This is a genomic window from Pseudorhizobium sp. NPDC055634, assembly GCF_053618655.1.
In genome coordinates, this window is record NZ_JBSHHW010000009.1 from 26,230 (window position 1) to 51,105 (window position 24,876).

The 24,876-nt window shown below is 65.1% G+C and carries 17 protein-coding genes; 7 read left to right on the top strand and 10 right to left on the bottom strand.

Annotated elements, in window-relative coordinates:
* The first annotated feature begins 87 nt into the window (after positions 1-87).
* The 6 genes from ACWGPT_RS15120 (at position 88) to trxA (ending at position 12,048) form a co-directional block, all read left to right on the top strand.
* Positions 88-2,673 (top strand): ATP-binding protein, encoded by a 2,586-nt coding sequence (locus ACWGPT_RS15120; protein ID WP_452606446.1) that lies wholly within the window; start codon positions 88-90, stop codon positions 2,671-2,673.
* The gene (gene tsaE / locus ACWGPT_RS15125; RefSeq protein ID WP_452606447.1) at positions 2,670-4,181 is read left to right on the top strand and encodes a tRNA (adenosine(37)-N6)-threonylcarbamoyltransferase complex ATPase subunit type 1 TsaE; all 1,512 of its coding nucleotides are present in this window, start codon (positions 2,670-2,672) and stop codon (positions 4,179-4,181) included. The genes ACWGPT_RS15120 and tsaE overlap by 4 nt, the downstream gene beginning before the upstream one ends.
* A 22-nt stretch (positions 4,182-4,203) precedes the next feature.
* On the top strand, positions 4,204-4,932 hold the full coding sequence (locus ACWGPT_RS15130) for a nucleotidyltransferase family protein (protein ID WP_452606448.1): 729 nt from the start codon (positions 4,204-4,206) through the stop codon (positions 4,930-4,932).
* 2 nt (positions 4,933-4,934) lie between these two features.
* Entirely contained in the window at positions 4,935-8,120 is a 3,186-nt protein-coding gene (gene addB / locus ACWGPT_RS15135) for a double-strand break repair protein AddB (protein ID WP_452606449.1), read from the top strand.
* Positions 8,113-11,655 carry a double-strand break repair helicase AddA gene (gene addA, locus ACWGPT_RS15140; protein WP_452606450.1) on the top strand — a complete coding sequence of 1,181 codons (3,543 nt, stop codon included), beginning with the start codon at positions 8,113-8,115 and terminating at the stop codon, positions 11,653-11,655. Before addB ends, addA begins: the two co-directional genes overlap by 8 nt.
* Positions 11,656-11,727: 72 nt before the next feature.
* Positions 11,728-12,048 carry a thioredoxin gene (trxA, locus tag ACWGPT_RS15145; protein WP_452606451.1) on the top strand — a complete coding sequence of 107 codons (321 nt, stop codon included), beginning with the start codon at positions 11,728-11,730 and terminating at the stop codon, positions 12,046-12,048.
* Between the two features lie 47 nt (positions 12,049-12,095).
* Here the strand turns inward: trxA and ACWGPT_RS15150 are convergent, their stop codons facing one another.
* From ACWGPT_RS15150 to ACWGPT_RS15190, 9 genes are all read right to left on the bottom strand, one after another.
* Entirely contained in the window at positions 12,096-13,448 is a 1,353-nt protein-coding gene (locus ACWGPT_RS15150; protein ID WP_452606452.1) for a bifunctional folylpolyglutamate synthase/dihydrofolate synthase, read from the bottom strand.
* Between the two features lie 31 nt (positions 13,449-13,479).
* Positions 13,480-14,385: an acetyl-CoA carboxylase, carboxyltransferase subunit beta gene (accD, locus tag ACWGPT_RS15155; protein WP_452606453.1), complete on the bottom strand. Its 906-nt coding sequence runs from the start codon at positions 14,383-14,385 to the stop codon at positions 13,480-13,482.
* A 40-nt stretch (positions 14,386-14,425) separates the two neighbouring features.
* Positions 14,426-15,265, bottom strand: coding sequence for a tryptophan synthase subunit alpha (gene trpA, locus ACWGPT_RS15160; protein WP_452606454.1), 840 nt, complete (start codon positions 15,263-15,265; stop codon positions 14,426-14,428).
* A gap of 1 nt (position 15,266) precedes the next feature.
* Positions 15,267-16,487: a tryptophan synthase subunit beta gene (gene trpB / locus ACWGPT_RS15165; RefSeq protein WP_452606455.1), complete on the bottom strand. Its 1,221-nt coding sequence runs from the start codon at positions 16,485-16,487 to the stop codon at positions 15,267-15,269.
* An 11-nt stretch (positions 16,488-16,498) separates the two neighbouring features.
* Entirely contained in the window at positions 16,499-17,155 is a 657-nt protein-coding gene (locus ACWGPT_RS15170; protein ID WP_452606456.1) for a phosphoribosylanthranilate isomerase, read from the bottom strand.
* A 638-nt stretch (positions 17,156-17,793) separates the two neighbouring features.
* Positions 17,794-18,558, bottom strand: a complete 765-nt coding sequence (locus tag ACWGPT_RS15175) for a M48 family metallopeptidase (protein WP_452606457.1) — start codon at positions 18,556-18,558, stop codon at positions 17,794-17,796.
* A gap of 85 nt (positions 18,559-18,643) precedes the next feature.
* A complete protein-coding gene (locus ACWGPT_RS15180) occupies positions 18,644-19,066 on the bottom strand; it encodes a DUF2852 domain-containing protein (RefSeq protein ID WP_452606458.1) in 423 nt (140 codons plus the stop codon).
* A gap of 130 nt (positions 19,067-19,196) precedes the next feature.
* A complete protein-coding gene (locus ACWGPT_RS15185) occupies positions 19,197-20,480 on the bottom strand; it encodes a polyhydroxyalkanoate depolymerase (protein ID WP_452606459.1) in 1,284 nt (427 codons plus the stop codon).
* 197 nt (positions 20,481-20,677) lie between these two features.
* Entirely contained in the window at positions 20,678-21,520 is an 843-nt protein-coding gene (locus ACWGPT_RS15190) for a fumarylacetoacetate hydrolase family protein (RefSeq protein ID WP_452606460.1), read from the bottom strand.
* Between the two features lie 132 nt (positions 21,521-21,652).
* Here ACWGPT_RS15190 and ACWGPT_RS15195 point away from each other — a divergent pair, with 132 nt between their 5' ends.
* Positions 21,653-22,252 (top strand): nitroreductase family protein, encoded by a 600-nt coding sequence (locus ACWGPT_RS15195; RefSeq protein ID WP_452606461.1) that lies wholly within the window; start codon positions 21,653-21,655, stop codon positions 22,250-22,252.
* 50 nt (positions 22,253-22,302) lie between these two features.
* On the opposite strand, the gene gyrB is transcribed toward ACWGPT_RS15195, so the two are convergent.
* Positions 22,303-24,738, bottom strand: a complete 2,436-nt coding sequence (gene gyrB / locus ACWGPT_RS15200; RefSeq protein WP_452606462.1) for a DNA topoisomerase (ATP-hydrolyzing) subunit B — start codon at positions 24,736-24,738, stop codon at positions 22,303-22,305.
* Positions 24,739-24,876: the final 138 nt, after the last annotated feature.

Here is a 24,876-nt window from a genome sequence, read left to right on the forward strand (position 1 = left end):
TCTTAGCCAGCGATTCGCTCCTGCTTCGGGCAAGGGCGATATGGGATGTCTTGTCGAAATGCGGCAAAGGACGGAGACAGACCGGCAATGGCGGTGAACGTAAAGAACCCAGCGGAAGGGGCGGCTTCCTGTTGCGACGGCCCTACCTCGTCCTCCCCTGGAGAGGGCGGGGACGCTTCGCAGGTTCGTCACGGTTGCCGGGCACCGCGGGGCCGGAAACGTGCCTTCCTCCCTTCCCTCCTTGCCGGCAGCGCGCTGGCGTCCTTCGCGGGCACCGCGCTTGCGCAGCAGCCGGTGGACGCCGCGGCAAGGCTGTTTTCCTCGTCAGAGGTCGTCATCTCCTCCCTCGTCGTCGGCGCACTCGGCGCGACGCTCCTCTCCGTCCTCTGGCTCGTGCGCCAGCGGGGGAACATGGAGGCGGAGAGCCAGGAGATGCGAAACGCCCTCTCCGACGCCCAGCAGCGCATCTCCAAATACGAGGCCCTCATCGCCGAGAAGAACCGCCGGATCATCATCTGGGATGGTTCCATCGCGCGCCCGGAAGTCCTCGGTCAACTGCCGTCCGATACGGGCGCGCCGCAGGATGACCGCGAGTTCCTGGCCTTCGGACGCTGGCTGCGGCCAAAGTCTGCCGGCGAACTCGAGCGGGCCGTCGAGACGCTGCGCGGCAATGCCAGCAGCTTCGACATGGTGGTGGAGACCATCCGCGACGAAATCCTCGAGGTCCAGGGCCGCGTCGCCGGCGGCAAGGCGTTCGTGCGCTTCATCGCGCTCAACAATCTGCGCGCCGAACTTGCGGAACTGAAAATCGAGCGCGAGCGTCTGCGCGGCTCCATCACGTTGTTCCAGTCTCTTCTGGACGCCCTTGAACAGCCCGTCTGGCGCCGCGACAGCGAGGGTCGGCTCGCCTGGGTCAACCACGCCTACAGCGAGGCCGTGGAAGCGGAGAGCCCCGGCCAGGTGGTCGGCGAAGGCCGGGAATTCCTCGGGACGATCACCCGGGAAAGCATCCGCGCGACCGCGACGCCCGCCTCCCCCTTCCACGATCGCGTCTCGACGGTCGTTCACGGCAACCGGACGATCTACGAGATCGTCGACGTCGTCGCCACCGGTGGTTCCGCCGGCATGGCGCTCGACGTTTCCGAGGCCGAATCGGTCCGGGAAGAGCTGAAGCGGACGCTTCGCAGCCATGCGGAGACCCTCGACAATCTCGGCACGCCCGTGGCGATCTTCGATCGCGACCGAAGGCTGCAATTCTACAACCAGGCCTTCGTCTCCCTCTGGGGCCTCGATCTCGCCTTCCTCGATTCTCGACCGGACAATAGCGAGCTTCTCGACCGCCTGCGCAGCAGCAACAAGCTTCCGGAGCCCCTCAACTGGCGGACGTGGAAGGAATCGGCGCTTTCCATCTACCAGGCGCTCGATACCAAGGACGAACTCTGGCACCTGCCGAACGGCGAGACGCTGCGTGTCGTCGCCACGGCCCATCCGCAGGGCGGCGCCACCTGGGTCTTCGAGAACCTGACCGAACAGGTGAACCTCGAGACCCGCTACAACACGCTTCTGCAGGTCCAGGGCGAAACGATCGACCACCTGTCGGAAGGCGTGGCGGTGTTCGGGCCCGACGGAAGCATCCAGCTTTCCAATCCGGCCTTCCGCGCGCTCTGGGGCATCACCGCCGAGCAGGCGAAGCCCGGCACGCATATCCGGGCGATCGAGGAAGCCTGCGGCCCGTCCTACGACAAGCCCGACGGCTGGCGCCTCTTCGGCCAGATGCTGACGAGCGGCGACGACGCCCGGCCCTCGCTGCAGGGGACGTTCGAGCTCTATTCCGGTCTTATCCTCGACTATGCGGTCACGCCGTTGCCGAATGCCCAGACGATGCTGACCTTCGTCGACATGACGGCGAGCGCGCGCGCCGAACGCGCCCTGAAGGAAAAGAACGAAGCGCTGCGCAAAGCCGACGAGATCAAGAACGATTTTGTCCAGCACGTCTCCTACGAGCTGCGCTCGCCGCTTACCAACATCATCGGCTTTACCGATCTCCTGAAGACCCCCGGCATCGGGCCGCTAAACGAGCGCCAGGCGGAATATGTCGAGCACATATCGACGTCGTCCTCGCTGCTTCTGACGATCGTCAACGATATCCTCGACCTCGCGACGGTCGATGCCGGCATCATGGAACTCAATTACACCCAGCTCGACCTCGACGGCCTGCTGGATGACGTCGCGATGCAGATCGCCGACCGGCTGCACGAGAACGGCGTGACGCTGGAGATCACCGCGCCGAAAGGCCTCGGCAGCATCGTTGCCGACCAGCAGCGGCTGAAGCAGATCCTCCTGAAGCTCTTGACCAATGCCACCAATTTCGCTCCCGAAGGCAGCACCATCACCTTGACGTGCCGGCGCGACGAAAGGGACGTCTATTTCTCCGTCTCCGACGACGGGCCCGGCATCCCGGCTGAAATGCTGGACAGCGTCTTCAACCGCTTCTCCTCCAGCCCGCAAGGCGGCAAGCGCAGCGGCGCCGGGCTCGGGCTTTCGATCGTCGAGAGCTTCGTCACCCTTCACCAGGGCGATGTCCGGATCGACAGCCGTCCTGCCGGCGGAACCACGGTCACCTGCCGCATCCCGACCGGGGCGACCATGCACACTATCGCTGCCGCCGAATGAACGACGGTACGGCGATCGTCGTCACGCTTGCGGACGAAGCGGCGACCATCCGGTTCGGGGAAGATCTCGCGCTGGCGCTTCGCCCGGGCGACTGCGTGGCCCTTTCCGGAGACCTCGGGACCGGAAAGTCGACACTGGCACGCGCCCTGCTGCGCGCCATGGCGAATGACGAGACGCTCGAGGTTCCCTCGCCGACATTTACCCTGGTCCAAAGCTACGACCTTCGCATCCCCGTCGCCCATTTCGATCTTTATCGTCTCGGGGATGGATCGGAACTCGACGAACTGGGGCTGGACGAGGCTCTCGCAACCGGTATCGCGCTGGTCGAATGGCCTGAGATGGCCGAGGATTTCCTCCCGGCGGACCGGCTGACATTGCGGCTTGAGCACGAGACATCGGGTCGAACCGCGACCATATACGGCCCCGCACCGGCACTGGACCGCATCCGCCGCTCGCTTGCCATCCGCGCCCTCCTGGACCGGTGGGGATACCCGAACGCGAGGCGCCGCTACCTGACCGGCGATGCGTCGGTGCGGTCCTACGAGACCGTGACGCCGGAAGACGGCGGATCGCTCGTCCTGATGAACTGGCCTCGCCAGCCCGACGGACCGCCATTCCATGAAGGCAAGCCTTATCCGAAGGTCGTGCACCTTGCCGAGGACGCCTATTCCTTCGTCGCGATTTCCCGCTATCTCCGCCGGCTCAGCCTGGCGGCACCGGAGGTATTTCGCGCTGATTACGACCAGGGCATCCTCCTGCTGGAGGACATGGGCGAGGACGGCGTGCTAGACGAACAAGGCCGGCCGATCGCCGATCGCTACCGGGAAAGCGTCGTCTGCCTCGGCTACCTGCACAGCCATCCGGCCCCTCGTGACCTCGCCGCGGACGGCGGCCACGTCCATCACATTCCGGATTTCGACCCTACCGCGATGAAGATGGAAGCCCGTCTTCTCATCGACTGGCACCTTCCCTGGAAGCGCGGCACAGAGGCGAGCGAGGAGGAGCGGCAGACCTTTCTCCGCATCTGGGACGGACTGATCGGCGAACTTGAGAGCGCCGAGAAAAATCTTCTGCTGCGCGACTTCCACTCCCCGAACATCATCTGGCGGGCCCATGAATCCGGCGTGCGCCGCGTCGGGATCATCGACTTCCAGGACGCCATGATCGGGCCGACCGCCTACGATCTCGCCTCGATCGTTCAGGATGCGCGCGTCGACGTGCCTCCTGCGCTGGCCGAGCAGATGATGCGCGACTACTTCACCTTGCGCCGGTCCCTCGGGCCGTTCGACGAACGCGAATTCCTCAAGGCGTTCGCGATCATGTCGGCGCAGCGCAACTGCAAGCTCGCCGGGCTCTGGGTCCGGCTGATGAAGCGCGACGGCAAGCCGGGCTACATGAAGCACATGCCGCGCACGCTGACCCATCTCTCCTGGTCGCTGCGGCACGAAGTCCTCGCTCCGCTTCGCGGCTGGTGCCTCCAGACAGGAATAGAGCTACCCGAATCATGAGCCCTGCTCTAGAAAGCAGGGTATGAAGATCGTCCAGGCCATGGTTCTCGCGGCGGGTCTCGGGACCCGCCTTCGTCCGATCACGGATAGCTTGCCTAAACCGCTGGTGCGCGTCGCCGGCAAGCCGATGATCGACTACGCCCTCGATGCGCTTGCCGACGCAGGCGTGCGCCGCACCGTCGTCAACGTCCATCACTTCGCAGACCAGATGGAAGCGCATCTGAAGGCCTATCCCAGGCTGGACGTGACGATCTCCGACGAGCGCGACCGGCTGATGAATTCCGGCGGCGGGCTTGCCAGGGGCGTGCGCCTCCTCGACCGGGCCCCGCTCTTCGTCATGAACGCGGACCTCTTCTGGGTCGGGGAGACGAGAGGCCAGCCCAGCAACCTGGAACGGCTTGCCGCCTTCTTCGATCCCGACATCATGGACATGGCGCTCCTCTGTGTCCCGCTGGAGCGGACGACGGGCCACAGCGGCAAGAAGGATTTCCAGATGGACGAAAGCGGGCGCCTGACGCGGTATCGCGACGGAGCCCAGCCGCTCGTCTATGCGGGCGCGGTCGCCATGCACGCCGCGCTTCTCGACGATGCGCCGGACGATGCCTTCAACCTCAACCTCTACTTCGACAAGGCGATCGCCTTGGGCCGGCTCTACGGCACGGTGCTCGATGGCCAGTGGTTTACGGTGGGGACGCCCGATGCACTCGTGGAAGCGGAAGAGGTCCTTTCCCGACACCAGGTCGAGGCCTGACCATGGACGCCCGCCGTCACAAGCGGATCTTCACCATCCCGCCGGGCACGGCATTCCTCCGCACCGTTGCCGCCGCTCTCTGCGACGGGCGATTGAACGAGGGCTTCGTCCACGATCCGCAGGACCCGCTTTCGCTCGCCAACGTCACCATCTTCGTGCCGACGCGCCGCGCAGCACGCGTGCTGCGATCGGAATTCGTCGACCTGCTCGGCGGACGCTCCGCCATTCTGCCGGTCATCCGGCCGCTCGGCGAGACGGAGGACGACAGCGGTTATTTCGATCTTGCCGCACCCGAGGAGCTCGACCTCGCGACACCGATCGGCGGTGTCGCCCGGCTTCTGGAGCTCGGCCGGCTGATCCTCGCATGGCGCAACCGGCTGCCGCAGGTCGTCATCGACCTCCATTCCGATTCGCCGCTCGTGGCACCGGCCAGTCCCGCCGACGCCATCTGGCTGGCGCGCTCGCTTGCGGAGTTGATCGACGCGATCGAAACGGAAGAACGCGACTGGACGGACCTTGAGAACCTGCAGACCGCCGAACTCGCCCTCTGGTGGCAGCTGACCGCCGAGTTCCTCCGCATTGCGAGCGAGTTCTGGCCGCAGCGGCTTGCCGAACTGCGCCGCTCCTCCCCTTCCCGCCATCAGGCCACGCTTCTGCGCGGGGAAGCAAGGCGGATCGCCGAACGCCCGCACAAGGGGCCGGTGATCGTTGCCGGATCGACGGGCTCTATCCCGGCTGCCGCCGATCTCATCGCCGCCATCGCCGCCCTCCCGGAAGGGACGATCGTCCTTCCGGGACTGGACCAGCGCATGCCACGCCAGCACTGGGACGCGATCGGCAGCGAAGGCCCGGACGGCCGGATCGAACCGGGGAGCCGAAGCCATCCGCAATTCGGCCTGTCCCGCCTGCTTTCCCGGCTCGGCGTCGACCGTGACGAGGTGGCGGTGCTCGACCCGCCGACCGCCGACCTCGATTTTCGCAACCAGTCCCTCTCGCAGGCGCTTGCTCCGGCAGCGGCGACCGACGAATGGAGCACCTGGCGCAATAAAACGAGCCGCGAGGATCTCCTCGAAGCGTTCCGGGATGTCGCGCTCATCGAAGCCGCGAACGAACGGGAAGAAGCGGTGGCGATCGCCATCGCGCTCCGCCTCGCGCTCGAGGAGCCCGGCGACCGGGGCCGCGTGTCCCAGGCGGCGCTGATCACGCCGGATCGAGCCCTTGCGCGCCGCGTCACCGCGGAGCTTGCGCGGTTCGGCATTACCGCCGACGACACCGCCGGAACGCCGCTTTCGGCCACCCCGCAGGGGACATTGCTGCAGCTTCTCCTTGAATCTACGCTGCGGCCGGGCGATCCGGTGGCCATCACCGCGCTCCTGAAACATCCGCTGATGCGCCTGGGGATGAAGCGGGAGGCGCTTCGGCAGGCGGCCGAAGCACTCGAGCTTCTCGCGCTGCGGGGTGGCCGCGGCGAGATGGACGTCTCGACACTCGCGCCGCTTCTCGAGGAGCACTGGCAGGCGCAGCAGGGGGATCGCCATCCCCCCGTTTGGCGCTCCAGCCTCCCCGAGACGGCCTTCGCGCAGGCGCTCGACCTCGCTCGCCGCCTGGGAGACGCCGTCGAACCGCTTGCCTCCGCCCTCTTCGGCCGTCGGGCGGACGGACGCGGCCTGACGTCGAAACTCACCCTTTCGGACTGGGCAAACCGCACGGGGCGGGCGCTGGAGGCTGTCTGCGCCAATGAAAAAGGCGACCTTTCCTCCCTCTGGTCCGGGGAGGCGGGAGGGCGCCTGTCCTCGCTTCTCGGCGAGGTCATCGACACCGAGGGCCAGATGGAGGCGGACGGGCCGCAGTGGATCGATATCGTCCAGGCGCTGACCACGGGCGAAGCGGTCAAGCCGCGCTCGCTGAGCGATCCGCGGGTCTTCATCTTCGGGACGCTCGAAGCCCGGCTGCAGACCGTGGACACGATGATCCTCGGCGGCATGAACGAGGGGTCGTGGCCGGGCCAGACCGTCAACAACCCCTTCCTCTCGCGGACGATGAAGACGGAAATGGGCCTGGAGCCGCCGGAGCGGCGGATCGGCCAGCTGGCGCATGACTTCATCATGGCGAGCGGCACCCGCAGGCTCGTCTATTCCCGCTCGCTGCGACAGGGCTCGACGCCGACCGTTGCATCGCGCTGGCTGCAGCGCCTGCTGGCGCTTGGCGGCGAGGACCTCGTCCGGGAGCTGCGAACCCGCGGCGACCAATACCGCCGGTGGGCGGCAGAGATCGATACCGGCGAGAACCAGGCACCGGCGAGACGACCCGCGCCGACGCCGCCGGCCGATCTTCAGCCGAAGCGTTATTCGTTCAGTGAAGTCGGGCGGCTGCGACGCGACCCCTATGCGATCTATGCCCGGCGCATCCTGAAGCTCGACCCGATCGCGCCGTTCAACGCCGATCCCGGCGCTTCCGAGCGTGGCACGCTCTATCATGCGATCATCGACCGCTACACGCGGGAAGGGCATGTCCCCGGCACGCCCGCATCGATCGAGGCCATGCGGCGGATCATCGACGAACTGTTCGACGCCGAGCGCCTGCCACTCCACATCGACCGGGTCTGGCGCCGCAGGTTCGAAGAGGTCGGAAGGGCGTTCCTGACATGGGAAGCGAGACGGGCGCCCGACATCCGCCGGACCTTCACGGAATGCGGCGCCGGCTGGGACATCCCCGGCGCGGACGTGCGGCTCACGGGTATCGCCGACCGGATCGACATCAAGGGCTCCGGTCTTGCCGCCATCATCGACTACAAGACCGGATCGAGCCCCACCTCCTCCCAGGCGCGCTCGCTTCTCGATCCGCAGCTGGCGCTGGAGGCTGCCGCCCTTCGCGCCGGGGCGTTCAGCGCGCTGGGCCCGCTGGAGGCCGACGAACTGCTCTATGTCCGCCTGAAACCGGGCGACCGGTTCAAGCCGGAATGCGTCAACAACGAGGGCAAGAAGAATGGCAAGTCGGCAATCGAACTCGCCGAGGAGTCCATCGAACAGTTGACGAAGTTCGTGACGCATCTGCGGAGTGGCAGGACCGGGTTTGCGTCGCGGCTGGTGCCCTTCATGCAAAGCGACTACGGCGGCGACTACGATCATCTTGCGCGTGTTGCCGAATGGTCGACGGCGGATGCCGAGGAGGGTGACGCCGATGAATGACGCCCTCCCCCATGGTAACGACCCGGGCGACTGGCTGGACTGGACGGCGATGCGGCAGTCGCTCGCCTCCGATCCGGAAAGCTCCGCATGGGTCTCGGCCAATGCCGGATCCGGGAAGACGCATGTGCTGACCCAGCGGGTGATCCGGCTGCTTCTATCCGGATGCCGCCCCTCCTCCATCCTATGCCTCACCTACACGAAGGCGGCGGCCTCGGAGATGTCGAACCGCGTCTTCCAGCGCCTGGCGGAATGGGCCGTCCTCGACGACGCGGAACTGAAGAAGCGCATCGCATCGGTGGAAGGTTCGGAGCCGGACCTCTTCAAGCTCGCGGAGGCACGGCGGCTGTTTGCGAAGGCGCTCGAAACGCCGGGCGGCCTGAAGATCCAGACGATCCACGCCTTCTGTGAAGCCCTCCTCCACCAGTTTCCGCTGGAGGCGAACGTTGCCGGACACTTCTCCGTCCTGGACGATCGTGCCGCCTCCGCCCTGCTTGCCGAGGCGCGCCGCTCGCTCCTGACCGCAACGTCGGCCGAGGACGACCCCGTGCTTGCCGAGGCGTTCGCCCATGTTCTGGACCTCGGCGACGAGTTCGGGCTGGAAAACCTGCTCGGCGAGATCGTCGCGCGGCGCACGGCGATCCGCCATTTTCTCGCCCATGCCGCCCGGCACGGAGGCGTGGATCGCATCCTGCGCGAGGCCTTCGGCCTGCCGGAGGGCGCCACCGAATCGAGCGTCGCGGCCGAATACTGGCCGCTGCCCGGCCTGTCGGGCGGGACCCTGGCGACCTACCTGCAACTGGCCGACGAAAAGGGTGGATCCAAGGTCCAGGAGGTCGCCTACGGATTGCGGGTCTGCCAGAAGGAGACCGATCCGGACCGCCTCCACCAGATCCTCGACGGTCTCTTCCTCACCCGGGAGGGGAAGCCCAAGGCGGACAGTTCGCTAGTGGCGAAGAAGATGCTGGACGCGGCACCCGCTCTCGCCGACGCCATAGATCTCGCCCGCAACCACGTGCTCGCCTGCCGGGATCGCCTGCGCACCATCCGCATGGCGAGGGCAACGGCTGCCGCGCTCGTACTCGCCGAACGGCTGAACGACGACTACGAGGACCTGAAGAAGCAGCGCAGCCTGCTCGATTTCGAAGACCTCATCGCCCGCACGGCGGACCTCCTGACACGGGACGGCGTCGGAGCCTGGGTGCACTACAAGCTGGACCAGGGGATCGACCACATCCTGGTCGACGAGGCGCAGGATACCAGTCCCGTGCAGTGGCAGGTCATCAAGTCGCTGGCGGAGGATTTCTATTCCGGCAGCAGCGCCAGGACGACGAGGCGGACGATCTTCGCGGTCGGCGACGAGAAGCAGTCCATCTATTCCTTCCAGGGCGCAAGGCCGGAGCGGTTCGCCGCCGAACGCATCCGGACACGGCAGGACGTGGAAGCGAGCGGCCAGGTCTTCCATCCGGTACGCCTGCCGCTCTCCTTCCGCTCCACCGCGGATGTCCTTGCAGCGGTTGACCAGGTCTTCTCGCTGCCGGAAAATGCCCGGGGCCTGACATTCGACGACGAACCGATCGTCCACCGCTCGAACCGGATCGGCCATCCCGGCGCCGTCGACCTCTGGGACGTGGTGGTGCCGGAGGTCGTCGATACGGGCGAGGACTGGACCGCACCGTTCGATGCGACGCCGGACAAGGCTCCGTCGGCGATCCTTGCGTCGCGTATCGCCCATTCGATCGGCGAGATGATCGGGCGCGAGACGATCATTGAGAAAGGCATCGAGCGGGCGATCGAACCGGGCGACGTGCTCGTCCTGGTTCGAAAGCGCGACGCCTTCGTGAACGCGCTGACACGCGCGCTGAAGAGACGCGGCAATATTCCCGTAGCCGGCGCCGACCGGCTTCGCCTGACGAGCCATATCGCGGTGCAGGACCTCCTCGCGCTCGGACGTTTCCTCGTTCTCCCGCAGGACGACCTGTCGCTGAGCGCGGTGCTCAAGAGCCCTCTTTTCAACCTGTCGGAAGAGGACGTTTTCGAGGTGGCGGCCCTGCGTCCGGAGAGGACCAGCGCCTGGGAGCACATCCACCGTCTTGCGGACGAGCAGCCGCTGCGGTTCCGCGGCCCGACCGACAAGCTGGGGCAGCTTCTCGCGATGTCACGGCAGATGAGCCCGCACGATCTCTACGCCAGGGTGCTCGGACAACTGGGGGGACGGCGCCAGTTCCTGGGCCGGCTGGGAACCGAGGCCGGCGACATCCTCGACGAATTCCTGACCTTCGCGCTGGACCACGAGGGCAAGGGCCTGCCGGGCCTGCAGTCGTTCGTCTCGACGCTCGAGATCGAATCGCCGGAGATCAAGCGCGAACAGGACAGCGGGCGCAACGAGGTCCGGATCATGACCGTCCACGCCTCAAAGGGGCTCGAGGCGCCGATCGTCTTCCTGGTCGACAGCGGATCGAAGGCCTTCATCTCGTCACATGTGCCCAAGCTGCGGCTCCTGCCGCGCAACGGGCTGGAAATCCCGGCATGGGTCCCGACAGCGACGCTCTCCAACGCGATCACGATCGCCGACGACGAGCGGCTGCGGCAAGGCACGGAAGAGGAGTACCGGCGGCTCCTCTATGTGGGCATGACACGCGCCGCCGACCGGCTGATCGTCTGCGGATATCGCGGCAAGAATGCCAATCCGGACACCTGGAACAGCATGATCGCGAATGCGCTCTCCAGCCATCCCGAGCACTGCAGCCCTGCCCGCTTTTCCGGGCCGGACGGGGAATGGGACGGTTTCCGGTGGCGGCTGCCGGCCGGCGTCCACACGGCCACGCGCGCCGACGGGGCGACGGATGCGCCGGACACGGCGCTGCCGCTACCTGCCGCTCTCGGACGGGCGCTCCCGCCTCAGGTTTCGCTCCCCCGCCCCCTCAGCCCGTCCGGCGCCGGGACGATGATCGAGGACGAAGCGGACGACCTGATGACCGCCTCGCCCCTGTTCGGGGAAAGGGAGGCAAGCGGCCTGTCGCTCCAGAAGGGCCGGCTGGTGCACCGCATGCTCCAGGTCCTCCCGGACTTTCCCGCCGGCGAAAGGCCCGACGCTGCGCGGCGCTATGCGGAGCGGGCGGCCCGGTTCTGGCCTTCGGACCAGCGCGACGCGCTTGTCGGCTGCGTGCTGTCGGTCCTCGACCACCCGGACCTGCAGTCCGTCTTTTCCGGCCACAGCCAGGCGGAAGTGTCGATCATGGGCACGCTTGCCCTCGGCGGACGGGACTATGCGATCTCCGGACGGATTGACCGGATGGCCGTCGACGAGCACGTCGTGACCATCCTCGACTACAAGACCAACCGCCGCCCGCCGGGCCGCGAGGAGGATGTCCCCCTCGTCCATCGGGCCCAGCTCGCCCTCTATCGAGAGATCCTTTTCCCGCTCTATCCGCAGCACCGGTTCCGGTGCGTGCTTGCCTATACGGAAACCGGCGACGTCGTTTCACTCTCGCCGGAGATCCTCGACCGATCGCTTGCCGAGCTGCGGCCAAAGTGAGATAGCGGTATTGAAATGAGGCTGCCGCAGCCTCACATTGTGCACAACGCATTCTTCACAAGGAGAGCCCCCATGGCGACGGTGAAAGTCGACAACAGTAATTTCCAGGCCGAGGTTCTGGACTCCACCCAGCCCGTGGTCGTGGACTTCTGGGCGGAATGGTGCGGTCCGTGCAAGATGATCGGCCCGAGCCTCGAAGAAATCTCCAACGAACTCGCCGGCAAGGTGAAGGTCGCCAAGCTCAACATCGATGAGAACCCGGAGCTTGCCGCAAAGTTCGGCGTTCGCTCCATCCCGACCCTTGCCATGTTCAAGGACGGCGAAGTGGCCGACATCAAGGTCGGCGCGGCACCGAAGACGGCGCTTTCCGCATGGATTTCCGGCGCCGCCTGAACCTCGCAAACACCTGATCCAAAGCCCGACCCTCGCGCCGGGCTTTTTTATTTGGGCGGGGTCCCGTTGTCGGCCAGGACATCGCCGACAAGATACAGCGAGCCGCCGATCAGGATGCGCGGCGGCACGGCACCCGCTACGTGGCGGCGGGTGATCTCGGCCAGCGCCTCTGCGACCGATGCCGCCGGTTCGGCCACGAGGCCGGCATCGAAGGCGGACGTGGCCAGCGCCACCTGATCGAGTCCGACTTCGGAGCCGCGGATCGGCACCGTGAAGACGTGCTCGGCAATATCTGCGAATGCCCGGAAATAGCCGACGGGATCCTTCGTGTTGATCATCCCGGTCACGAGATAGAGGGGGCGCGCCCGGCGCTCCTCGAAGCCGGCCATCGCTTCGGCGATGACCTCGCCGGCACCGGGGTTATGGCCGCCGTCCACCCAGATCTCGGCGTCCTTCGGCGCGAATTCCAGGAGTTGGCCCTCGGTCAGCCGCTGCAGGCGGCCCGGCCATTCGACCGTGGCCATCGCCTTCTCGACCATGGCGTCGGTCAGCGTGAAGCCGGCCGCCTTGACGGCGCGGATGGCGGCTGCGGCATTGGCGATCTGGTGTCGCCCGGGAAGGCGCGGCAGCGGCAGATCCGCAAGGCCGAATTCGTCCTGGTAGATCAGCCGGCCGAACTCCTCGTGGGCGGAGAAATCCTGCCCGTAGACCGAGCGCGGGCAGGAAAGCCGGTCAGCCGTCTCGACAAGCACGTCCAGCGCCCGTTCGTATTCCTGCTTGCCGATCACGACCGGGCAGCCGCGCTTCATGATGCCGGCCTTTTCAGCCGCGATCAGTTCGACGCGATCGCCGAGATAGGGCTGGTGGTCGAGCGAAATCGGCATGATCACCGAAACCGCCGGCTTCTCGACGACATTGGTGGCATCGAACCTGCCGCCGAGCCCGACCTCGAGAATCACGGCATCGGCCGGCTGTTCGGAAAAGAGCACGAAGGTCACCGCCGTCAGGATCTCGAAGACGGTGATCTGCTGTCCGGCATTGGCCGCCGCCACCCGCCGCAGGGCATCGGCGAACATCTCGTCGGCGACGATCCGGGAGGGCCCTGCCCTCGATCCGATGCGATAGCGCTCGTGCCAGTGGACCAGATGCGGAGAGGTGTGGACGTGGACGGCGAGCCCCGCGGCCTCCAGGAGCGCGCGGCAGAAAGCCGTCGTCGAACCCTTGCCGTTGGTGCCGGCGATATGGATGACGGGAGGCAGCTTGCGGTGCGGGTTGCCGAGCACTTCGAGCAACCGGCGGATCCGGTCGAGCGAAAGATCAAAGCCCTTCGGATGAAGGGCCATGAGCTTTTCGATTTCCTGTTCGGCCGCGCTGACGGCGGGGGTATTGGTGGCGCTCATCCCGCCGCTCCGGCTCATAACAGTGCTTTACTCAGGCGCTCGCCGCCATCGCCGGAAGACCGGAAGCGGCCATCCGATCGTTCGCCGCCGGCGTCTTGGTCAGGATGTTGAGAAGCGTCGCCAGGGTATCCGGCAGATCATGCCGCTTGACGACCATGTCGACCATGCCGTGCTCCAGGAGATACTCCGCCGTCTGGAAGCCTTCGGGCAGCTTTTCACGCAAGGTCTGCTCGATGACGCGCTTGCCGGCAAAGCCGATCTCGGCGCCGGGTTCGGCAATGTGGATATCACCCAGCATGGCGTAGGACGCAGTCACGCCGCCGGTGGTCGGATTGGTGAGGACGACGATGTAGGGAAGACCGGCCTCCTTGAGCATGTCGACCGCAACCGTGGTGCGGGGCAACTGCATCAGCGACAGGATGCCTTCCTGCATGCGGGCACCGCCGGAGGCGGGGAAGATCACCAGGGGGCACTTCTCGACTACGGCCCGCTCGCAGGCCTTCACGATCGCCTCGCCCGCCGCCATGCCGAGGGAACCGCCGATGAAATTGAATTCATGGACGACGGCAACCAGCTTGACGCCGCGGACATGTCCGAGCCCGGCCAGGATCGTATCCTCCTGCTCCGTCTTGAGGCGGCTGTCCTTCAGCCTGTCGATGTACTTCTTGGAGTCGCGGAACTTCAGCGGATCCTGGGCGACCTTCGGCTGCGGCAGGGCCTCGTAGACGCCGCCGTCGAAGAGGTCCGTCAGCCGCGCCTTGGCCGGCATCTTCATGTGATAGCCGGAGGCCGGGATGACCCACTTGTTTTCCTCGAGGTCCTTGTGGAAGACCATCTCCCCCGTTTCCGGGCACTTGATCCAGAGGTTATCCGGAACCTCACGGCGACCAAGCATGGAATTGATCCGCGGCCGAACGTAATTGGTGATCCAGTTCACTTGGCGTACTCCTGATATTCTTCGCCCTAATCTGGGGATACTATTCGGCGGCAACAAGGCGGGCCGAACGGACGCCGGTCGCAAGGCCGCGAACGAAGGTGGCTACCGACTGCACGGTATCGGCCGTCGCGCGGCCGTCCTTGTCGAGCGAGGTGGCGACCTGGTTGACGATCGCCGTACCGACCACCACGCCATCCGCCGATGCGCCGATGAGGCGGGCATGTTCGGCCGTCTTGACGCCGAAACCGACGCAGACCGGCAGGTCAGTGGATTTCTTGATGCGCTGGACGGCGCCAGCGATCACGGAAGGATCGCGAAGCGCCGAGCCGGTGATGCCGGTCATTGACACGTAGTATACGAAGCCCGAAGTGTTGCTCAGCACCTTCGGAAGGCGCTTGTCGTCGGTCGTGGGCGTCGTCAGGCGGATGAAGTTGATGTCCTTCCTGAGAGCGGGGATGCAGAGTTCGTCATCCATTTCGGGCGGCAGGTCGACGACGATCAGGCCGTCGATGCCCGCATCCAGCGCGTCGTCGAGGAACCGCTCGACGCCGTAGATGTAGATCGGGTTGTAGTAGCCCATGATGACGATCGGAGTCGTGTCGTCCGACCGGCGGAAGTCGCGCGCCATCTCCAGCGTCTTCCTGAGCGAATGACCGTTCTTGAGTGCCCGCTGGCCTGCCAGCTGGATCGCGGGACCGTCGGCCATCGGATCGGAGAACGGGGCACCGAGCTCGATCACGTCGGCTCCCGCGCCCGGAAGCGCCTTCATGATCGCGAGCGAGGTATCGTAGTCCGGGTCTCCGCCCATGAAGTAGGTGACGAGCGCCGGGCGGCCCTCGGCCTTCAGGTCGGCGAATTTCTTGTCCATGCGTGCGGTCATGTCAGAGGCCCATTCCGAGAATCTTGCCGACGGTGAAGATGTCCTTGTCGCCGCGGCCGCAAAGATTCATCACGATGATCTGGTCCTTGTCCATCTTCGGCGCGCGCTTGATGACCTCGGCCAACGCGTGGCTCGGCTCGAGCGCCGGGATGATGCCCTCGGTGCGGGTGAGCATCTGGAAGGCGGCGAGCGCCTCGTCGTCCATGATCGGCACGTATTCCACGCGCCCCATGTCCTTCAGCCAGGAGTGCTCCGGACCGATGCCGGGATAGTCGAGGCCGGCGGATATCGAGTGGCCGTCCTTGATCTGGCCGTCGCCGTCCTGCAGCAGGTAGGTGCGGTTGCCGTGCAAGACGCCGGGCGAGCCGGCGGTGAGCGAGGCGCAATGCTCCTCCCCGTCGAGACCCTTTCCACCGGCCTCGACGCCGACGATCCGGACGGATTCGTCGTCGAGGAAGGGGTGGAAGAGACCGATCGCGTTGGAACCGCCGCCGACGGCCGCAACCAGCATGTCCGGCAGACGGCCCTCGGCCGCCATGATCTGCTCGCGCGTCTCCTTGCCGATCACCGACTGGAATTCGCGAACGAGTTCCGGATAGGGATGCGGGCCGGCCGCCGTCCCGATCAGGTAGTAGGTGTCGTCTACATTGGTGACCCAGTCGCGCAGCGCCTCATTCATGGCATCCTTCAAGGTGCCGTGGCCGGCGCTCACCGGGCGGACCTCGGCGCCGAGGAGCTTCATCCGGAAGACGTTGGGTGCCTGGCGTTCCACATCGGTCGCGCCCATGTAGACGACGCAGGGCAGTCCGAAGCGGGCGGCGACAGTTGCGGAGGCAACGCCGTGCTGGCCGGCACCGGTTTCCGCGATGATGCGGGTCTTGCCCATGCGGCGGGCCAAAAGGATCTGGCCGAGGCAGTTGTTGATCTTGTGGGAACCGGTGTGGTTCAGCTCGTCGCGCTTGAAGTAGATCTTCGCGCCGCCGAGTTCCTCCGTCAGCCGTTCGGCGAAATAGAGCGGGCTCGGGCGGCCGGTATAGTGCGTGTTGAGATGCTGCAGTTCCGCCTGGAACTCCGGATCGGTCTTCGCCTTCTCCCACTCGGCCTGCAGGTCGAGGATGAGCGGCATCAGGGTTTCGGCGACGAAGCGGCCGCCGAAGATGCCGAAGCGGCCATCCTCATCGGGTCCGGCGCGGAAGGAATTCGGTTTCGGCGTCTGGTTCACTCTCTACTCCCTCAGGCTCCGACGGAACGGGCCTCTGCAATGGCGTCAAAGAAGGCGTCGATCATGGCGGTATCCTTGACGCCCGGCGCGCTTTCCACACCGGAGGATACATCCAGGCCGCGGGCCCGAGTAGAGGCGAGCGCAAGACCGACATTGTCTTTGTTCAGGCCACCGGAAAGCATGTAATCCACGCTTTCGTCAAGCGAGGCCATGATCTTCCAGTCGAAGGACACGCCGTTTCCGCCGGGTAGTTCCGATCCGGCCGGAGCTTTCGCGTCGAACAGGAAGCGGTCGGCAACGCCCAGATAGGGATCGATGCGGTCGAGGTCGGAGGCATCGCGAACCGAGAAAGCCTTCATGACCGGCAGGCCATAGAGCGCCTTCACCTGCAACACGCGTTCCGGCGTCTCAGAACCGTGCATCTGGAGAATGTCCGGTTTCAGCAGGTGGACGATGTCGTCCAGGTCCTCGTCGCTGGCATCGACGGTTACCGCGACGATCCGCGCCCGGCCGCGAACCGGTTCGGCGAGTTCGGCTGCGACTTCCGGATCGATATGGCGGGGGCTCTTAGGAAAGAAGATGAAGCCGACATGGGTCGCACCGCGGGCGATCGCCCGTTCGATGGCCTCTTGCGTCTTCAAACCGCAGATCTTGATGTCCGGTTTCATGTCCTGCGAGTTCGCATGAAATCATGGCGGAGTCGAGATAAAAGCGCTTTTTGCGGCTATGTCCAGCAACTGATCCCTAAGGCGAGGTGGCGGGATCGGCGCGACGATTGCGACAGGGAAGACGGACTCCTCCCTTGGCGTTCCGGGTATCTTTCTGCGTCCGTCCGGAGCAGGACGGTTGAGCCATTATTTTTTCTTCCCTTTCCTGGTTCTACCGGGGATCGGCCGGGACACGTCGTGTGTCTCGTATTTGGTTTTTATGTGACACGCGACGTGTCCCGTTCAGTGTTCTTTGCCCGCGCAACTCCGTTTCCTCTGCGGCGGCCCCCCCCATAGTGTTCTCATTATCGGGACCGGTTTGTGTGCGGCACACGCACGCCTCGCGATGCGAAAGGGAACCACTTTCTGCGCAGCCCTGCAGAACCGGCTTGCATCACCGCAAGTCCTGCAGGCACCGGCCCCGCTTCGCCGGCGATGCGTGACCGGTGTAGCCGAAGCGGGACGGCAGAAGTCTAACGACAGCGAAAGCCCCGGGGATGAAGGGGGATGAGATTCCACCTATGCCGCTGTTTCCATTGGCGTGGACGCTGGAAACCATCCCCCGGCGCGGGGTGTCCGAGCCTCAACTCGGCAACCGGTCAGCCGAAGTCGATCGCGTGAAGCTGCGAGCCGTGGCGCTTCAGCCAGTCCTTCGCCTCGTCGGTGCGCGGGCACAGGCGACGGCAAAGAGCCCAGAAGTCCGGACCGTGATTCATCTGGTCGAGATGGGCAACCTCATGGGCGGCGAGATAGTCGATCACGAAGGGCGGCGCCATGACGATGCGCCAGGAGAAACTCAAATTGCCGTCCCAGGAACACGAGCCCCAGCGGGAACGGGTATCCTTCATGGTGATGGATCCGGCCGGCTTGCGCACGCCGCGTGCATGAAGCTTTATCGCGGCCTCGAGATCGCGACGCGCCTCCTTCTTGAGGAAAGCGGCGACCCGGCGGCCGGCATGTTCTTCCATCCCGCTGACGCGCAGGACCGCCCTGCCCTCGCTGGTGACGGCTTCCGTCACGCCGCGCAGGCTGCCGGTGTGTTCGACACGGTGCGGCACGCCGCGCAGCATGACCGTGGATCCGGGGCGCACGGAATAGCCGGCCGCGGGGAAGCGGGCGAGCCTGGTGAGAAGCCACCCCTGGTGGCGGTCGAGGAAATCGTCGATCTCCGCTCGGCGCAGGCCAACGGGAACAGTGAGGTTCAGCGCCCTCGCCCCAGGCTCAATGCGAAGCGTGATGCGGGTAGAGCGGGGATTTTCGCGGATGGTGAGCGGCATGGCGCGTCCGCCAATATCGAGGGTGCGCTTTTCCGGCGCAGACGGCTGGCGGGGGGTGCGGACCGGTTTCTTGAGGAGCGCGAACATAGAAGCCTATCTAGCCGATTCGTGGCCCGGCCCATAACACAACCGGCGCCCGAGGGCGCCGGTTGGCAGTGTTTCACGTGAATCCTCAGACGTCGACAACGTCGCCCTGTCCGGTGGGGCGGTTCTTGCGCTCACGCATGAAGCGGTCGAACTCCTCCTGGTCCTTGGCGCGGCGCAGTTCGCGCGCATAGCTGTCGAATTCCTCGCGCATCTCGTCGAGCTTGCGGCGTTCTTCGTCAAGCCGGTCGAGTTCGGCTTTCCGCCAGTCGTCGAAGGCGACATTGCCGGTCGAGAAATGCGTGTCGTAGCGCGACTTGGCCCGGCGGTAACCGGCAAACATGCCATCCGCTCTGCGGTTGGCGTTTCGCTTGAAGCCCTGGAGCCGTTCTCCGAAGAGGATATAGGCGAGCATGGCAAGGCCGAGCGGCCAGAAGACCACAAAGCCCAGCACCATCAGCGCGATGGTGGCCGGCGTCCAATCCGGACGGATCAATGCAGACTGGTTCATCGATGACATACCCTTCGTTCCAGCGGGCAGCCACATGCCAGCCCGTCGGACTCGATTTGGGAAGCGCTTCGCGCCGCTTCAAGAAGAAGGCGGGCCTTTCGCAAGAATAATCTGAATTAGCAGAACGAGCTCAATCGGTCTTACCGCCTTTAGCGGCGCGCTTCGCCGATCCCCGGCGACTGGCGTCGCGGGCGTGGGCCGCGGTAAACTCGAGGATGCGAGGCGCGATTTCCCGGCGGAAGCGCGAGCCGTTGAAGACGCCGTAATGGCCGACATCGGGCTGCATGTAGTGCATGCGCATGTCGTCGGGAATGTTCGGCGTGATCGCATGCGCGGCCTTGGTCTGGCCGAGACCGGAGATGTCGTCGTTTTCTCCCTCGATGGTGAGCAGCGCGACATTGCGGATCGCCTTCGTATCGACCGGGCGGCCGCGATGCATCATCCTGCCCTCGGGCAAGGAGTGCTTGATGAAGACCGTATCGACCGTCTGCAGGTAGAATTCCTCCGTCAGGTCCATGACCGCGAGATATTCGTCATAGAAATCGCGGTGCTTCTCGGCCGAATCGCCATCGTTCTTGATCAGGTGCTCGTAGAATTCGTTGTGCGCGGTAACGTGCCGGTCGAGGTTCATCGACATGAAGCCCGACAGCTGCAGGAAGCCGGGATAGACGGGGCGCATGAAACCCGGATGCGGCCAGGGAACCGTCATGATGACATTGTCGCGGAACCATTCGAGCGGCTTTTCCTGGGCGAGCTGGTTCACCGCGGTCGGGTTCTTGCGTGTGTCGATCGGTCCCCCCATGAGCACCATGGAGGCCGGGGCCAGCGGATCATTCTCCGCTTCCATGAGCGCCACGGCCGCGAGCACGGGTACCGAGGGCTGGCACACGCCGATCACATGGGTGTTCGGGCCGATCTGGTGGATCATCTCGATGAGGTAGTCGATATAGTCGTCGAGATCGAAGCGGCCGTCGGTAACGGGCACGAGCCGGGCGTCGATCCAGTCAGTGATGTAGATTTCCGCATTGGGAAGCAGCGTCTCCACCGTTCCGCGAAGCAACGTCGCGTAATGGCCGGACATCGGGGCCACGATGAGGAGCTTCTGGTCGGGCGCGCGGTCGGCCGGAAGATCGCGGCGGAAATGGATGAGGTTGCAGAACGGCCTGGCCCAGACGACGTCCTCGCTGACCCGGACGCTCGCCCCGTCCACGACGGTGGTCGCCAGCCCGAATTCGGGCTTGCCGTAACGGCGGGTCATCCGCTCGAAAAGCTCGAGGCTCGCCGCCATGCTCCGTCCCATGGAGGTGTAGGAGATGGGGTTGAGCGGGTTGGTGTGGAAAAGCCGCATTGCATCGGCAGCCGCCCGCAGCGGCGCCACCGCCGCGTGGTTCATTTCGTAAAATTGATAAATCATCGATGCGCCGCCTTTCATGTATGCCGGGGCCCGCGGGCGGGGCCGTCCGGCTTCCTGGGAGCGGTGAGCGAAGCTAGCACGTTTGGATTGCAGTGCAACATCCGGCGGGAACCGATCTTCAAATATCAAAATGCCAGGCGAAACGCCTGGCATCCAGAATGAAGCTAGAGAATTAAGGTTCCACCCCGATCATCCGGTTAATGATCGGCCACGACGATCTGACGCTGCGTGCCCAGTCCCTCGACCCCAAGTTCGACCACGTCGCCGGGCTTGAGATAGCGTGGCGGCTTCATGCCCATGCCGACGCCGGGAGGCGTGCCGGTGGAAATGATGTCGCCGGGATGCAGCGACATGAACTGGCTGAGGTAGGAGACGACGAAGGCGACGCCGTAGACCATGGTCTTCGACGAGCCGTCCTGCATCGTTTCGCCGTCGACCTTCAGCCACATGCCGAGATCCTGCGGATTGGCGATCTCGTCGCGGGTGACGAGCCAGGGGCCGATCGGCCCGAAGGTGTCGCAGGACTTGCCCTTGGTCCACTGCCCGGCGCGCTCGGTCTGGAAGCCGCGCTCGGAGACATCGTGGGAGACGCAATAGCCGGCGACATAATCCATCGCCTCGGCTTCGCCGACATATTTCGCGGTCTTGCCGATGACAACGCCGAGCTCGACCTCCCAGTCGGTCTTTTCCGAGCCGCGCGGGATGCGGACGTCGTCATTGGGGCCGCAGATCGCGGACGTGGCCTTCATGAAGATGACCGGCTCGGGCGGGACGGTCGCACCCGTCTCTGCGGCGTGGTCGGAAAAGTTCAGGCCGATGCAGATGAATTTTCCGGTGCCGGCAACGCAGGCGCCGATGCGGTCAACCGGAAGCTCGGGAAGGCTCTCCGGGTCGAGCGCTGCGATCCGGGCAAGGCCCTCCGGCGAGATGGCCGCGCCGCCGATATCGGCGACATGCTGCGAGAGGTCGCGCACCTTCCCTTTCGAGTCCAGAATTGCCGGCTTTTCCTGGCCCGGCTGACCAACGCGCATAAGTTTCACGGAAGTACCTCCACTTGTCTGACAACCGCCTTATGGCGGAAGGTCGCACAATTGTCACTTGATTTTCCGGACCCTGCCTTGTTGGCTGGCGCAGTCACCGTTCACCCCGGCACGCGTCGCAGGAGAGACCAAATGACGACCAGCAACGGCAGACAGTCCGAACATCCGATCGACCCTTTCTTTCTCGACAGGTGGTCGCCACGCGCCTTCAGCGACGAAGCGATGCCGCGCGAGGACATGCTGACGATCCTCGATGCCGGGCATTGGGCGCCCTCCTCCGGCAACAACCAGCCATGGCGTTTCATCTACGCGCTGAAGGGCACGCCGAGCTGGGCGACGGTCCTCGATCTCCTGGTGCCGGGCAACCAGCGATGGGCGCAGAGTGCGGCGGCGCTGGTCATCTTCGTGTCACGCACCTACCGGATCTCGTCCGACGGCGAACGGAAGCCGGCCTATACCCATTCCTTCGACACGGGGGCCGCCTGGTTCTCGATCGCCTCCCAGGCGATGAAGCTCGGCTATCATACGCATGGCATGGAAGGCCTGGACCGCGAAAAGGCGATGCGGGTTCTTGGAATACCGGAGGGTTTTCGCGTCGAGGCGGCCTGCGCCATCGGCAAGGTTGCGCCCAGCGATGCGCTCCCGGACGACCTGAGCGAGCGGGCGGCCCGGAGCGGACGCAGGCCGCTCTCGGAAGTGGCCTTCGAGGGACGGTTCGCCGGCGACGAATAGTTTCACGTGAATCAGCGCTTGTTGCGCGATTCACGTGAAACAGTATCTGCTTAAATATCGAGGTTCGCGACGCTCAGGGCGTTGTCCTGGATGAACTCGCGGCGGGGCTCGACCTCGTCGCCCATCAGGCGGGAGAAGAGCCCGTCGGCATCCGTGGCGTCGCTGACCTTCACCTGAAGGAGCGATCGGACGTTCGGGTCCAGCGTGGTTTCCCAGAGCTGCTCGGCGTTCATTTCTCCCAGCCCCTTGTAGCGCTGCATCGAGATACCCTTGCGGCCGGCCGCGAAGATCGTATCGAGAAGCGCCAATGCCCCCGACATCTCGGTCTCGTCGTCCTTGCGGCGCATGACCGGAGGCGTTCCGTAGATCTCGTTGAGGCGAGGCGTCATCTGGTCGATATGGCGCGCATCCGCCGATCCGATGAGAGCGACGTCGATGACCGCGACTTCCTTGACCCCGCGGACCATGCGCTCGAAGCGGAGTCCGCCCTCGTCGGTCACGTGGCCGCTCCAGCCGCGCTCGGTCTCCTCGGCGATCACGTCCAGCCGCCGGGCGACCTCGTCGGCCGTCTGCTGTGCGCGCTCCCGGTTGTCCGTCAGCTCAGGATTGAGCGCCCCGGCAATCGCCGCCTGTTCGACCACGGCGCGATTATAGCGGGAGTGCAGCCCCTCGAGGAGGTTGCGCAAGCGCATTGCATCGTGGACGACTTCGCGCAGATCCTGGCCGGTGCGGACTTCGCCCGAGGCGAGCATCAGGCTGGTCTCATCCAGGCCGCTGGTGATCAGGTATTCCTCGAAGGCCTTCTGGTCCTTGAGGTACTGGACCGACTTGCCGCGCGTTACCTTGTAGAGCGGAGGCTGGGCGATATAGATGTGGCCGCGCTCGATCAGGTCCGGCATCTGCCGGAAGAAGAAGGTGAGCAGCAGCGTGCGGATATGGGCGCCGTCGACGTCCGCATCCGTCATGATGATGATCTTGTGGTAACGCAGCTTCTCGGCGTTGAATTCGTCCTTGCCGATCGAGGTTCCAAGCGCCGTGATCAGGGTGCCGATCTCGTTGCTGGAAAGCATCTTGTCGAAGCGGGCACGCTCGACGTTGAGGATCTTGCCGCGCAGCGGAAGGATCGCCTGGGTTTCGCGCGAGCGGCCCTGCTTGGCGGAACCGCCGGCGGAGTCACCCTCGACGAGGAAGAGTTCGGACTTGGTCGGATCCCGTTCCGAGCAATCGGCGAGCTTGCCGGGCAAGGAGGCGATGTCGAGCGCGCCCTTACGGCGGGTGAGTTCACGGGCCCGGCGGGCGGCCTCGCGCGCCGCGGCGGCCTCGACCACCTTGCCGACGAGAACCCTGGCCTCGGTCGGATGTTCTTCCAGCCAGGTCGACAGTGCCTCGTTGACGAGGCTCTCGACCACCGGACGGACTTCCGAGGAGACCAGCTTATCCTTCGTCTGCGACGAGAACTTCGGGTCGGGTACCTTGACGGAAAGGACCGCAGTCAGGCCTTCACGGCAATCGTCGCCGGTGAGCGACACCTTTTCCTTCTTCATGATCCCGGAGGAATCCGCGTAGGTGGTGATCTGCCTTGTGAGCGCGGCGCGGAAGCCCGCCATGTGGGTGCCGCCGTCCCGCTGCGGGATGTTGTTGGTGAAGCAGAGGACGTTTTCGTGATAGCTGTCGTTCCACCAGAGGGCGACCTCGACGGTGATGCCGTCCTTCTCGCCGCGAATCGCGACTGGCTTTTCGACGAGCGGCTTCTTGGCGCGGTCGAGGTAGCGCACGAAGGCTTCCAGGCCGCCGTCATAGAGAAGTTCCTCTTCCCGGACGTCAGGCTTGCGACGATCCGTTAGCCGGATTCTGACACCGGAATTCAGGAAGGCGAGTTCGCGCAGGCGATGTTCGAGCGTATTGTAGTCGTACTCGGTCATCGTGAACGTCTCGGGGCTGGCCAGGAAGGTGACCTCGGTGCCGGAGCGCCCCTCGTAGTCGCCGACGACCTTCAGCGGAGCATCCGCGACGCCGTGGGTGAAGGAAATCTCGTGGACCTTGCCGCTGCGGCGGATGCGCAGCTTCAGCCAGACGGAGAGCGCGTTCACCACCGAGACGCCGACGCCATGGAGGCCGCCCGAGACCTTGTAGGAATTCTGGTCGAACTTGCCGCCGGCATGGAGCTGGGTCATGATGACTTCGGCGGCCGATACGCCCTCGCCGGTATGGATGTCCGTCGGGATGCCGCGGCCGTTGTCGGTCACGGATACGGAGCCATCTGCATTGAGGGTCACCGTGACGAGATCAGCATGACCCGCCAGGGCCTCGTCGATCGCGTTGTCGACCACCTCGTAGACCATGTGATGCAGGCCGGAGCCGTCGTCGGTGTCGCCGATATACATGCCGGGCCGCTTGCGCACGGCATCCAGCCCCTTCAGGACCTTGATGGAGTCTGCGCCATATTCTGCACTCGCGCCGGCTTCGTTCACGGGTGTGTCGGTCATCAACGATCTTTCCATTGTCCGTCAGCGGGCCGCAAACAGCGAATCACCCGCACATCCACTCTGAGATATAGGGAGTTTGGGACGGATTCTAAAGCTCCAGCCCTGTTGGACCTGCCTGAAATCAGGGGATTCCGTAAC

What these genes read in the sequence shown, in the direction of transcription:
- ACWGPT_RS15120 (WP_452606446.1), top strand. Translation starts at nt 88, where the DNA reads ATGGCGGTGAACGTAAAGAACCCAGCGGAAGGGGCGGCTTCCTGTTGC.
- tsaE (WP_452606447.1), top strand. Translation starts at nt 2,670, where the DNA reads ATGAACGACGGTACGGCGATCGTCGTCACGCTTGCGGACGAAGCGGCG.
- ACWGPT_RS15130 (WP_452606448.1), top strand. Translation starts at nt 4,204, where the DNA reads ATGAAGATCGTCCAGGCCATGGTTCTCGCGGCGGGTCTCGGGACCCGC.
- addB (WP_452606449.1), top strand. Translation starts at nt 4,935, where the DNA reads ATGGACGCCCGCCGTCACAAGCGGATCTTCACCATCCCGCCGGGCACG.
- addA (WP_452606450.1), top strand. Translation starts at nt 8,113, where the DNA reads ATGAATGACGCCCTCCCCCATGGTAACGACCCGGGCGACTGGCTGGAC.
- trxA (WP_452606451.1), top strand. Translation starts at nt 11,728, where the DNA reads ATGGCGACGGTGAAAGTCGACAACAGTAATTTCCAGGCCGAGGTTCTG.
- ACWGPT_RS15150 (WP_452606452.1), bottom strand. Translation starts at nt 13,448, where the DNA reads ATGAGCGCCACCAATACCCCCGCCGTCAGCGCGGCCGAACAGGAAATC.
- trpA (WP_452606454.1), bottom strand. Translation starts at nt 15,265, where the DNA reads ATGACCGCACGCATGGACAAGAAATTCGCCGACCTGAAGGCCGAGGGC.
- ACWGPT_RS15170 (WP_452606456.1), bottom strand. Translation starts at nt 17,155, where the DNA reads ATGAAACCGGACATCAAGATCTGCGGTTTGAAGACGCAAGAGGCCATC.
- ACWGPT_RS15175 (WP_452606457.1), bottom strand. Translation starts at nt 18,558, where the DNA reads ATGTTCGCGCTCCTCAAGAAACCGGTCCGCACCCCCCGCCAGCCGTCT.
- ACWGPT_RS15180 (WP_452606458.1), bottom strand. Translation starts at nt 19,066, where the DNA reads ATGAACCAGTCTGCATTGATCCGTCCGGATTGGACGCCGGCCACCATC.
- ACWGPT_RS15185 (WP_452606459.1), bottom strand. Translation starts at nt 20,480, where the DNA reads ATGATTTATCAATTTTACGAAATGAACCACGCGGCGGTGGCGCCGCTG.
- ACWGPT_RS15195 (WP_452606461.1), top strand. Translation starts at nt 21,653, where the DNA reads ATGACGACCAGCAACGGCAGACAGTCCGAACATCCGATCGACCCTTTC.
- gyrB (WP_452606462.1), bottom strand. Translation starts at nt 24,738, where the DNA reads ATGACCGACACACCCGTGAACGAAGCCGGCGCGAGTGCAGAATATGGC.